Here is an 11,999-nt window from a genome sequence, read left to right as displayed (position 1 = left end):
AAGTGAAAGTGACAAATAACAATGAGCCTGAACAGATTTACTGTCAGGCTAGCGTCTTTAGGCGCGGTTTGGCAACAAGGGGTTATACCCCAAGTACAAACCACCCGTTTTACGGGTGGTCCTGATTGTATCTCCCATTTCCGATTGGACACGTTTCTAATTGATTACGTTCGTTAATTCTAAGCTAGCGGACAGGAAGAATGGAATATGGTAACGAATACATCATTTATCTGCTCGAAATAGTCAGGATAACTTAGATTTTTAAATTCGAGTAATGAGAGGGCTCATAAAACGAAAAGGAGTACTTTTACAATGAAGGATATACATAGTTTGGTCTCAGATTACACGAAAGATAAAAAACATTTACAACTTGTTATCGGGATGATTAGGGATGGAGATGTTGAATACTACTCGTTTTGCAATAATAAAAAGAAAAGTATGATCCCCCCTGAACATAGGTTGTTTGAAATCGGCTCCATTACTAAAGTTTTTACATCCATACTCTTATTAGAAATGGAAAGGGAAAAACTTCTTTCCTCGGATGACATCGTTGGTAAGTACGTGCCAAATGCCAACAACGATTATTTGAATAAGATTACCTTGAAAAGCCTTGCTACCCATACCTCTGGATTACCTGTATTAGCAACAAACCACATTTTATCTAAAAACAGATCGAATCCTTATTTAATTTATACCGAGGAAGATTTAACTGCTTTTTTATCTACTGCAGACTTCACGGATCAGATCGGTTCTTTTGGATATTCCAATATCGGTGCGGCCATACTTGGAAACATTCTATGTAAGGTGTCAGGTCATACGTATGACGAACTGTTGAAAAAATACATAACGAGTCCATTAAAGATGAACGAGACAGCCGTTAAGCTTGTTTCAGAACAGAATGGCAGGTTTTTAAATGGACATGCTTCAAGTGGGAAAAGAGTCCCTCATTGGGATGATCTTTCTATACATGAAGGAGCTGGGGGGATTAAGTCATCTGTTAGCGATTTGAGCTTATTTGTCCAAGCCAATCTAAATGATGATAATCCGGTAGCCTCTACACTGCTAAAAAGTCATCTTCCTATATCGATTGAAAAATCAAACCGTTATTTTGGCTGGGCTGAGGATAATCTTCTAAATCAAGGAATCCTCTGGCATAACGGGGCTACCGCTGGTTTTAATAGTTATCTAGCTTTCAGTAAGGAACTCCGTGCAGGAGTTGTATTGCTATCCAATTATTCATTTTTCTCGAATTCTCTTATCGATTATTATATCGCTCAACTAAAGAAATGGATTACTAAAAAAGAGCCTTCGCAAGGAACGATGATAGACTCTGCAGGCAAAAAAATACTTGAAGCAATCATAAGAAGCAAAACTCATGAAAGTAACAAAGAATTTCGAATTGTGGGTGAGGGCTAAAAATGAATTGTACTTGGTAGTAAACAGTGTTACTCTAAAAGTCTGTGTTTGATAATACTATTAATAATAGCCAACATTTTAGTTGTAAAGAAAGGTAACACGATGATAAAAGTTGATAACTTATCCTTCTCATTTCCACAAAAGGAACTATATAATAACATTTCGTTTACGCTTGAAGAGGCGCAACATTGCGCTTTTATAGGAACCAGTGGCAGTGGGAAAAGTACACTGATCGATATACTGATGGATCCCGAAAGACATTTGTTCGATGGCAAGTTAGAGATAGACCCGGATTGCAGCATCGGGTACGTAAGTCAGTTCTCACAAGTAGACAAAACGAAAGAAATGACCGTTTTTGAATATATAGGAGAAGAATTTATTAAGATACAAGATGAAATCACATCGATTTATGCTGAAATGGCAACCACGTCGGATATGGATGCGCTCTTGGAAAAGTATCAATCTGCTTTGGACGCCTTTGAGTCGATGGATGGGGATAATTTTGAAAGCACCATTAATAAGCAGCTGAATCTGGCAAACCTTATGAAGCTAAAAGATCTTAACATATCCTCCATAAGCGGAGGGGAATTCAAACTCATTCAAGTGATGAAGGAAATGCTTAGTCGTCCGGACCTCATGATTATGGATGAACCCGATGTATTTTTGGATTTTGAAAATCTAAGAGCGCTTAAAAATTTGATTAATTCTCACAAGGGAATGCTGCTCGTTGTTACACACAACCGATATCTATTGAACCATTGTTTCAACAAAATTATACACCTTGAAAACACAGAGATCCAAGAGTTTGATGGTCGATATATTGAGTATAATTTCTCATTACTTCAGACAAAAATAGAGTTGCAAGAAATCGCAGTCGCTGAACAAGAAGAAATTGAAAGATACGATGGCATCATTGATAATCTTAGAGCGATCGCAACTATTAATTCAGAAGCATCTAGAGGGAGAGCATTAAAAGCTAGAGTTAGATTCCAAGAGAGATTGGAAGCACGTAGAATTAAAGCACCATTTGTTGATATTAAGCAGCCGAATATTCGTTTTGATATGGATCATGAGATGGATGACACTACGGTTATAAATGTCAGTAATTATCGTGTTGCCTTCGACGAGCTGCTGTTAGACAATGTTAGCTTTGAGATTAAATCTACAGATAAAGTAGCCATTATCGGTCCAAACGGTACCGGGAAAACGACGTTACTCCGAGATATCTTTAAAAACAGTCATGATTCAATTGAAATAAATGCGGATGTTACCGCGGCTTATTTATCTCAGGTTCAAGGCGAAATGCTAACGGATTCGAATACAATACTAGATGAGTTCATCGATGCTGGGTTTAAAACTTATGATGAGATTAGGTCGTATGTTGCAAACTATGGCTTTGAAGGAGAAATCCTTGATCAAAAGATTGGATCATTATCTGGTGGAGAAAAAAACTTGCTTCAATTGGCTAAGGTTTCTGCCACTAAAGCAAACGTATTACTTCTTGATGAACCGACAAGCCATTTAGACACCTATACACAAATCGCACTGGAGAAAGCCACCCAAGACTATAAAGGTGCGGTTCTCATGATTTCTCATGATTTCTATTCTGTTGTAAATGGGATGGACTACGTTTTAATCATTGACGATAAGACGATTAGTAAAATGAGTATGCAAGAATTTAGACAGATGATTTATACGAGTCATTTTAATAAAGACTATCTCGAAATGGAACAAAAGAAAAAATCGATTGAAATGAAAATAGAATTGGCTTTAAAGGATACTAATTTTGAATTAGCAAAAGTATTAGTAGATGAGTTAGAAGAGCTAATTAAACTGCTATAACCGAAAGAGACACTGATGGGTAGAATATCAGTGTCTTTTTGCTGTATGGATTTCTTTATATGAGGGGGAGAGATCCACACAGGAAGGAGAACTCAATCGGCAGCTCGTTGAACGGACTGGCAGGAATATTTTAATCATCACGCGAATACTTTCCAGGTTGGATAATTTTATGTAATTTGTAAATATCACGTTATTCTAAAGAGACGCAGTGATTACATTTTGAAGGGATGATTACTCTGAAGCAAGGGATATTAGTATACTTAAATGGGACTTCAAGTTCTGGAAAGACATCCATATCGACTGAACTGATAAATCAGAAAGAAATTCATTTTTATCATTTATCTATTGATGAATTTTTTATTAATTACAATCATTTTGTTAACAATAAATTTCCAGATGAAGCTCCAAGAGGAATAGATCATCAAGTTGTCTCACAAATCGTTGATGATTCCATATTCTCAGTGTACCATTCGACAATTACATTGTTATTGGAATTGGGTTTTAATGTAATAGCCGATACCGTAATCGACAATGACAAAAGGTTTACTGCGTTTCTTGATCAATTTTTCAATCGGCCTACGTTATTTGTAGGTGTAACATGCTCAAAGGAAGAACTCACAAGAAGAGAGCAAGCAAGAGGAGATAGACAGATTGGACTAGCAGCTTCACAGTTTAGCAAAGTATATTGCTTTGACGAATATGACCTCGAAGTAAATACAGAAGAGTTGAATCCAGCAGAATGTGCCGAAAAGATATTAAGCTATATTAAGACCGATAAGGAATACTCGGTATTCAAGAATTTACATAAAAGAAAGGTTAGTATCTCCTAGACGGCGGATCTATCAGACAATACATATTCAAAACAACCTCCAACCAATTCAATTGTTTGGGGGTTATTTTATATAAAGATTGAGAGGGGAATGTCAATTGAAGTACTTAAATATATTTACTGAAATTGTTTCTATTATGCATCAGGATTATGCAGGATATGAAGAGAAAAAAGGGTGGGATCATCCTGATTATTATACAAAGAAAATAGATAATCTTGAAACAAATGAGTTCATTACGCCGCAACTGTTTACTGAACTTGTAAATGAATACCTTATTAGTTTCAAAGATCGTCATATGTATTTTAATTTACATAATTCAGAAAAGGTAGAAGTTAAAACTTGTGGTTTTACTGTAAGGAATTACGAAGACACTTTATACGTAACAGAGACGAATGAAGAGGATCGATTTGAAAAAGGGGCAAAAATTGTTTCCATCGATGGAGAATCCATTTCTTCTATAAGAAAAATGCACCATACCATGCTTAGGGAATCTCATCCTGAGAGAGAAGAATGGGATGAAATCCTGAATAAAGCTTCGTATTTTGAGATGATGAACAAGAATAATGAGTTAGAAAAATTGGAATTAAAACTTTACAAAAAAACTCCTAGAAAATCAACGTATTCTATTGATCTTATTAACGAAGACACTTTACTATTCACCTTTTCTGATTTTGCAGATACCAATAGAATAGTGAATTTAATAGAAGAACTTAAAGATGACCTGCTTAAAAGTAAAAATATGATTGTTGATGTTCGGAATAATAGGGGAGGTAATTCTCATGCTTCTTCTTCTCTATTGAGATATATCTTTAAAAAAGGAGAGAAGCCAAGTTCTCCTCTTAAAGTCCGAGAATTTAATTGTTCTGACCGTAATGTGGAACTTTTTTTAGCACAGGCCGAGAAAGTTCGAAGTTCAACAAATAATGAAGAAACTCTGAAAATGATAGAGTACGGTGAAAACCAATTTAAAACATATCGGAATCAAGGCTTTGTTGCTTTTGATTTTTCGGAATATATTGCAGATTTAGAAAACAATTTCGAGGGGGAAAACAACCCAGAAAAAGTAATCATTTTATCTGACTATTACTGTGCAAGTGCGGGGGAAGAATTTGTTGAAACCAGTAAAGATTCATCCAAAGTAACCATAGTAGGACGTGCCACCATGGGATTAAACGATTATAGTGACATCGTGTGTGTCCAGTGGGACAAACAATTCTCCCTATGTTATCCAATATCAAGACTTCAGCAGAAAACAGAAATAGACCCTGTACATGGAAAGGGAATTCAGCCTCATGTATATATAAAATGGACACCTAAACACATTGAAGAAGATATAGATCTCCAGCAAGCATTGAAATTAATAGAGAAGAGTTAAGGAACAGTTCTAGTAAGAAGAATGGAATTCAAAACAAATCGTTAATCCACAAATGTTTACAAAAGGGACGCTATTCCAACCGATATACTAAACATTGCTCTAAAACCCCATCCAGTATGAATAGTTATATTTTACGCCTGTTACATTATACGGGCTTAAAACTGAATAGAAAAAAGAGTTCAAGCCCCTCCTATTTGCTCTCTGTACTATATTTGATGACGCATTATCATGGAGAACAAGTAACGGTGTCAAATCATCTTATGAGCGATCCACTAAATTAAAACACAGAATCCGTATGTAACAGCCAACATGCCATTCTCCGCCAAGAATGCCTCATATCCTGCAGACCCAATAGCGATCTTAATTAATTTAGCTGTATTTTTGTCGTCTTCTACAATGAGGATTTTGAACGTCTTCCTTATTCCCTTCTTGGACATCTGTACGTAAGTGAACTGCATTCAATCACAAAATCCCCCTTCAAGTGAAGGGGGATTACTCTGCTTGTAGTTTATTTTCAGTTTATTTTTTCATGTTAATGTTAATCAAATGCACTAGCAGATTTTTAAAATATGCAGCAACCATCTCTGTTCGGTCGATCTATGATTACTTTCGGACAGATTCTAACTGGTATTGAATGCACTAAGAAGGAGATTAAGCAAGATGAAAAGAGCGTTAAAAAAAATGTTGAAAATCATTGGAATTATAACACTAGTTTTTGTTGTTCTATTAACTTTACTAGTTGTTAAGATCGTACGAACCCCAATGGTTCCTAATGATTATACGCAAACCGTCGTAACTGGAGGAGATATTGAAGCAAAATATTTAGCGATGGGTAATTATGAAGTGAAATATAAGGAAGAAAAAACGACTGAAGTATTGAAAAAATATGAAGTATATTATCCTGAAGAATTAGAACAAAGTGAAAGAAAATATCCAGTAGTCGTATTTGTAAATGGAACTGGTGTATATGGATCAAAATATAAAGCTTTATTTAAACATTTATCATCTTGGGGCTTCATTGTGTTAGGTAATGAGGATCCTGGAACGTGGTCAGGAGAATCCGCCGATAAAACGTTAGAGTATATCATTAAAGAAAATAGTAACAAGGATAGTATTTTTCACAATAGAGTTGATTTAGATAATATCGGCATATCCGGGCATTCTCAAGGTGGAGTAGGGGTATTTAATGCAATAACAGAAAACAATCATAGTGATCTTTATAAAACTGCTGTAGCTCTTTCGCCAACACATGAAGAAGCAGCTATTAAGCTAAATATTCCATATGACTTAACAAAAATAAAGATTCCGACCATGTTAATTGCAGGAACTGGGAACTTTGAAACTCAGATGGTTATTCCTCTAGAAAGTATGAAAACAATGTATGAAAAGATAAATGCACCAAAAGTTATGATGCGTAAAGCGGGCCATGAACATGGAGACATGTTGTATGCGGCAGATGGCTATGTGACAGCTTGGTTTATGTGGCAATTACAAGATGACGAAGAAGCAAGTAAAGCATTTATTGGAGATAATGCGGAGATAGAAGGCAATGAATTATATCAAAATCAAAGTTTAAATATTTTTGAGGATTAAAACAGTACAACTGATTGCAAAGAGCAGATGGCACTTACAGATAAGTCTCCGTCTGCTTTAATTATTTTCAATGAATATCCAAATCACAAAAAAATTCACAGTCTCTTTGATGGGAGCGGACGTATATAGTGGTGAAGACCTCTTTGTTAATTCATTCTGAGAAGAGTATATATCAAATCGGGATATTCAATTTTTTATCATTAAATGAAAAGGAGTTTAAAATGGAAGAAGTATATACTTTTAAGAAACCAATACTCAAAGGGAATATTAGTCCTATAATCATCTATGACATACATAATAAAAAGATTGGTTCAGTTCAAAGGGTTTACAAAAATAGATTTCAGAGAATTTGTGATCTAGTGATGAATCATACCTTTGTTGTAAATATTAAGGCATCTGATAATAGTGATAATGTTGTTTGTAATATAAACGAAAAATTAGGGCTTGATAATTTGATAAAATCTAAATGGGAGGGCACTTCCATTATTATTGGAGATTTTTCGGTTGTTGATCGAACTAAGATAAAAACTAATCCAAGAGTTGATGTTCAAATTGATGGAGAGATTTTCTTGAAAATTAAAAAAGACGTAGGAGATAAGAGAGTTTTCTTTTCAACAAGTGAGGATAATGAAATAGTAGCAGAAGTTAGTTATCATAACCCTGTGTTTCCAAGAGACATAACAATAAGTTTAAGATCATTAAACCTACATTGTTTAGATATAGCAGCTTTATATTATATTTTTGATAGTAGGTGTTGATATATGAAGATCAATTTGAGGAGGAAACGATGAAAAACGATAAACATAAATTTTTATCAGTATTTCTTGTTGTTGGATTTATTATTGGGGCTTGTATAGGCATGATAATATGTAATTTCTTAGACCTTAACATAGGTTTCAGTATTGCACTGGGGGCAGGTTTTGGAATGTTATTAGGCATTGTTGTAGGTTCCGTAATAGATTATGAACGGCAGAATAAAGAAAGGTAATCCCAGTTTGTCTACAATTTAATATTCACTGAATTGATGTCGCACGTAAAGGGCATGAAAAAGGTATTCGGCACAAGTTGTTGTCCAGAGCCAAGAAGAAGAACATAGACCGATTATCGATCTGATACATATCTAAATAGTGATTAGATGTACTGGTTAAATGGAGTGGTATCCCTTTGTTGGGGTATCGCTCCATTTTTGTGTGTCAATTCTACAGATACAGCACTTTCACTTGTTTTAAGTTTTTTCCAGCTTTGCAATTCAGCCGCGAATGTAGACCTTTACGTTCACTATGACCTACCGAGCATTTCTGTTTACATACTTACTTTCATGAAAATGTTCATTTTGTACTATTTTATCATCATGATAATCCTAACGTACCGATCATCCTCTACGTTACAATGACATCAGTATAAGACAAGATTAAGATTAAGATTAGGAGAGGGAGACTGTGATGTATAAATTTAAAAAATATCAGAGACCTGAGGTTTTGCAAAATCATTTAAATCTTGGAGGGGAAAATCCTGAAGGAGATAAGATTAATGTAACAAGTTTATATATTACACGCAATGGTAAGCCTTCTATTCCGGTCATGGGTGAATTTCATTATTCCAGATACAATAGAAGTGACTGGTATGAAGAGCTTTGTAAAATGAAAGCAGGCGGAATAACGCTTGTATCTACCTATGTGTTCTGGATCTATCATGAAGAGAGCGAAGGGGTATTCGACTTCTCAGGTGACAATGATCTCCGTGCTTTTATATTGGAATGTAAGAAGGCTGGACTTGAAGCTGTCATAAGGATTGGACCATGGGCGCACGGCGAATGCAGAAACGGCGGACTTCCGGATTGGCTGCTCCAGAAACCATTTAAGCTGCGTGAGAACAATCCAGAATATCTTAAGAAAGTACGTATCTTTTATGAAAATATTTCGAAGCAGGTACAAGGACTTTTCTATAAAGATGGAGGAAACATCATTGCCGTTCAGTTGGAGAATGAGTTAACCAATGATGCTGAGCATCTGGCCACGTTAAAAGAAATGGCTGTTGAATGCGGCATGATTGCTCCAATATATACGGTAACTGGATGGAATGCTGTGGAGGGAGCTCGAATTCCTGTTGATGAGGTGTTTCCTGTATTTGGGGGATACTGTGATGCTCCATGGGACGATCACCTAAATCAACTTCCGCCATCTCCTCATTATTTCTTTACTGGTATGAGAAATGACACAGGCATAGGAGCTGATCTCCTTCCTCAAGAAATTGAAGAAGATGGGCAATGGCGATTGCCATATGAAAGATATCCATTTGCAACTTGCGAATTGGGTGGAGGTATTCAAGTCACACATCACCGCAGACCAATAATTAAAGGTATGGATATTTACAGCATATCGCTTGTAAAGATTGGTGATGGTAACAATCTGATTGGCTACTATATGTACCATGGTGGAACCAATAAAATTGGCAAGCTGTCGACTTTCCAGGAATCAAAAGCAACAGGTTATCCGAATGATTATCCCATTCTTTCATATGATTTTCAGTGTGCATTATCGGAGTATGGAGAAGTTCGAGAGCAGTACAGACTGCTGAATATCCTTCATTTGTTTGTACAGGATTTTGAGGAGACACTTGCACCGATGACTAGAGTAGAAGCTGAGAATTCAGTTTCAAGAAAGGATACTACCTCATTACGATATGTGATGCGGACAGATGGTAAGAGTGGATATGTATTTGTTAACCATTATCAAAGGCTTTCTAAGCTTCAGGATGTGCGGAATGTTCAAATTGATACAGGGAGTGTCATATTCCCGTCGATTAATGTATGTGGAGAAGTAAGCTTCTTCATGCCGTTCCATATGGAGTTGTCAGGTATTGTTCTTGACTATGCCACAGCGCAACCGCTATGCAGAAAAGGAGATACCTACTTCTTTGCGCAAATTCCTGGAATTACACCAGAATATCAATTTAGTGATGGACAGAATATAACAGCTCAGGCGGGGTTTGAATCTGCATTTCAGGTCAACGGCACCACTGTTGTTACACTTAGTTGGGATCAGGCACGTTATCTGCGCAGACTGGATGGGGAGCTTTATGTAGGTGATGGATGTGACCTGTACAAAGTTGCCGGTGAAATTCGTTCTGTGGAAGACGGTGAATTCCAATATTGGTATTGGAATGGTGTAAGATTTAAACGAAAGTCTATTCAGCAATCTTATACAGCACCTGCTATTAGGTATTATGATGTAGAACAGCCTCCATTTGAACCGAAACATACAGAGCAACTCCATATTGGCGGGGAGCGAAAAGTCAAATGGCAAAAAATCTCCGTTACAGGATCAGAAGGGTTCTTAGATATTGATTACTATGGCGATGTAGCACAAATCTACGCAGATGAAGAACTCGTTGCTGACAGTTATTATTATGGAGATGTGTGGAGAGTACCAGCAAGGTTGTTGAATGGAAAGCAATGTTACCTTGCGGTATCGGAAATACGAGACGATTTCTATAGAGAGTTTGAAAGCAAGAACCATTAAGAAAGTTATACAGTAGATTTGAAGCAGCGTAGATTTATTAACATGAGTTCATGTATTTAAAAACCAGAATCCTACATTTGAGAGGGTTCTGGTTTTATTTAACGATGGGTACTAATCATGAACTAAGTTCATCACCTTGTTGGGATTAATCAATCCTTAGTTCATTTCGATTAATTACTGATCTATAATTATATATAAGTCTAAGATTAGAATATAACTACATTCAGATTGCAGTACTTCAGAACAGTATTGTTGTCTCATTTTGAAGGAGAGATCTAAGAGGAGCATGTTACCATTCAGGCTTTTTCATAATAAAGGCAAAATCGAATTACCATTGTCATTGTATAGTTGCGGATTACATCACCAGCACATGATGCATCGGCCTATTGGTTATCCAACATTTCAGTGCATGATTTGCTTTGGAGGATCAGGTACCTTTCACTTTGAAAACATGCCTTACATTAAGATGAAAAGGGGAGATATCTTGTTTGTGCCAGGCAAACTCGCTCATGATTATGGTCCATCGGCAACTGAACCCTGGCTATTAGGATATATGGGAATCGAGGGAAGCTTTGTTGAGTCCCTTGTTAACGCACTACAACTTACAATTATGAAACCAATCTCAGTGAATGAATCAACGATACAGCAGCTTGAATCAGATATCAAGGAGTTATGGCATGTAAGTGAAACTGAGGAGAGCGATCCATATCATACGGCTTCTACGAAAATATATAGTATGATAACGTACATCGCTACAACGACTCATAGCGAGAAGCCAATGCAAAACTATCGAAGGAGCACGAGCGCCAAAGAAATGCTTCGCGCCTCGGTACAATATATGGAACAGCATTATATGGAAGACTTAAGCCTCGCTAATATTGCAGATACGGTCGGTTACTCCAAGCAGCATTTTCAACGTAAGTTTAAAGAGATATATGGCGTGAATCCCAGTCACTATCTACAGCGCCTTCGATTACACAAAGGGGCAGCATTCCTATAATGAAGAAATACGTGGTTTGAGAAACAAAAAGACTCCTTGGTATGATGTTATTGGGTCCCAAAGCTGGCCAGCGACCGGATCCAAAAAACAAACCAAGGAGACTACAAAATGAATTCTACTCAAAATGAACGCATTAATCAAATTACTTCTTCTACCTTAATTGTTGGAGTCGACATTGCAAAATTCAAGCATGTGGCTCGAGCACAAGACTACCGCGGAGTCGAGTTTGGGAAGCCCATTACGTTTGAGAATAACCGAGAAGGATTTGAGTTGTTCGTGAACTGGTTCTGGGAGATCTCAAAGGAGCAATCCTTCCGGGATGTTATCGTTGGAATGGAACCAACAGGGCACTACTGGCTGAACCTTGTTTATTTTTTAAAAGAAAAGCACGTAAAATACGGTGTGGTGAATCCACTGCATGT

11 protein-coding genes are annotated in these 11,999 nt (G+C 36.6%); 10 read left to right on the top strand and 1 reads right to left on the bottom strand.

Translation table 11 applies throughout. From position 1 onward, the window contains the following. Positions 1-312: 312 nt before the first annotated feature. The 4 genes from KJS58_RS24480 to KJS58_RS24465 all read left to right on the top strand — a co-directional run bounded on the left by KJS58_RS24480 (position 313) and on the right by KJS58_RS24465 (position 5,463). Entirely contained in the window at positions 313-1,416 is a 1,104-nt protein-coding gene (locus KJS58_RS24480; protein WP_213536291.1) for a serine hydrolase domain-containing protein, read from the top strand. Between the two features lie 102 nt (positions 1,417-1,518). Then, the gene (locus KJS58_RS24475; RefSeq protein WP_213536290.1) at positions 1,519-3,258 is read left to right on the top strand and encodes an ABC-F family ATP-binding cassette domain-containing protein; all 1,740 of its coding nucleotides are present in this window, start codon (positions 1,519-1,521) and stop codon (positions 3,256-3,258) included. A gap of 236 nt (positions 3,259-3,494) precedes the next feature. After that, complete coding sequence (locus KJS58_RS24470) at positions 3,495-4,088, top strand: chloramphenicol phosphotransferase CPT family protein (protein ID WP_213536293.1); 594 nt, start codon at positions 3,495-3,497, stop codon at positions 4,086-4,088. A gap of 97 nt (positions 4,089-4,185) precedes the next feature. Then, positions 4,186-5,463: a S41 family peptidase gene (locus KJS58_RS24465; RefSeq protein ID WP_213536288.1), complete on the top strand. Its 1,278-nt coding sequence runs from the start codon at positions 4,186-4,188 to the stop codon at positions 5,461-5,463. Positions 5,464-5,735: 272 nt separating this feature from the next. Here KJS58_RS24465 and KJS58_RS24460 read toward each other — a convergent pair whose 3' ends face one another. Beyond that, entirely contained in the window at positions 5,736-5,921 is a 186-nt protein-coding gene (locus KJS58_RS24460) for a hypothetical protein (RefSeq protein ID WP_213536295.1), read from the bottom strand. A 202-nt stretch (positions 5,922-6,123) separates the two neighbouring features. Here KJS58_RS24460 and KJS58_RS24455 point away from each other — a divergent pair, with 202 nt between their 5' ends. The 6 genes from KJS58_RS24455 to KJS58_RS24430 all read left to right on the top strand — a co-directional run. Continuing rightward, positions 6,124-7,056 (top strand): alpha/beta hydrolase family protein, encoded by a 933-nt coding sequence (locus KJS58_RS24455; RefSeq protein WP_213536286.1) that lies wholly within the window; start codon positions 6,124-6,126, stop codon positions 7,054-7,056. Positions 7,057-7,277: 221 nt separating this feature from the next. Next, positions 7,278-7,814: a tubby C-terminal domain-like protein gene (locus KJS58_RS24450; protein ID WP_213536284.1), complete on the top strand. Its 537-nt coding sequence runs from the start codon at positions 7,278-7,280 to the stop codon at positions 7,812-7,814. A gap of 29 nt (positions 7,815-7,843) precedes the next feature. Beyond that, positions 7,844-8,044, top strand: coding sequence for a hypothetical protein (locus KJS58_RS24445; protein WP_213536282.1), 201 nt, complete (start codon positions 7,844-7,846; stop codon positions 8,042-8,044). Between the two features lie 454 nt (positions 8,045-8,498). Further along, a complete protein-coding gene (locus tag KJS58_RS24440; RefSeq protein WP_213536280.1) occupies positions 8,499-10,577 on the top strand; it encodes a beta-galactosidase in 2,079 nt (692 codons plus the stop codon). Between the two features lie 286 nt (positions 10,578-10,863). Beyond that, the gene (locus KJS58_RS24435; protein WP_306433118.1) at positions 10,864-11,577 is read left to right on the top strand and encodes an AraC family transcriptional regulator; all 714 of its coding nucleotides are present in this window, start codon (positions 10,864-10,866) and stop codon (positions 11,575-11,577) included. Positions 11,578-11,685: 108 nt separating this feature from the next. Then, the coding region (locus KJS58_RS24430) for an IS110 family transposase (protein WP_213536276.1) at positions 11,686-11,999 on the top strand (314 nt) is incomplete at its 3' end.

Source organism: Paenibacillus sp. J45TS6 (assembly GCF_018403285.1).
GTDB lineage: Bacteria > Bacillota > Bacilli > Paenibacillales > Paenibacillaceae > Paenibacillus.
The sequence above is the reverse complement of the archived record's forward strand: the minus strand, read 5'-3'. Positions and strand labels throughout refer to the sequence as shown.

Excerpts from the sequence above, each read along its gene's own strand:
- KJS58_RS24480 (WP_213536291.1), top strand. The coding sequence starts at position 313 with ATGAAGGATATACATAGTTTGGTCTCAGATTACACGAAAGATAAAAAA.
- KJS58_RS24475 (WP_213536290.1), top strand. The coding sequence starts at position 1,519 with ATGATAAAAGTTGATAACTTATCCTTCTCATTTCCACAAAAGGAACTA.
- KJS58_RS24460 (WP_213536295.1), bottom strand. The coding sequence starts at position 5,921 with ATGCAGTTCACTTACGTACAGATGTCCAAGAAGGGAATAAGGAAGACG.
- KJS58_RS24455 (WP_213536286.1), top strand. The coding sequence starts at position 6,124 with ATGAAAAGAGCGTTAAAAAAAATGTTGAAAATCATTGGAATTATAACA.
- KJS58_RS24450 (WP_213536284.1), top strand. The coding sequence starts at position 7,278 with ATGGAAGAAGTATATACTTTTAAGAAACCAATACTCAAAGGGAATATT.
- KJS58_RS24445 (WP_213536282.1), top strand. The coding sequence starts at position 7,844 with ATGAAAAACGATAAACATAAATTTTTATCAGTATTTCTTGTTGTTGGA.
- KJS58_RS24440 (WP_213536280.1), top strand. The coding sequence starts at position 8,499 with ATGTATAAATTTAAAAAATATCAGAGACCTGAGGTTTTGCAAAATCAT.
- KJS58_RS24435 (WP_306433118.1), top strand. The coding sequence starts at position 10,864 with ATGTTACCATTCAGGCTTTTTCATAATAAAGGCAAAATCGAATTACCA.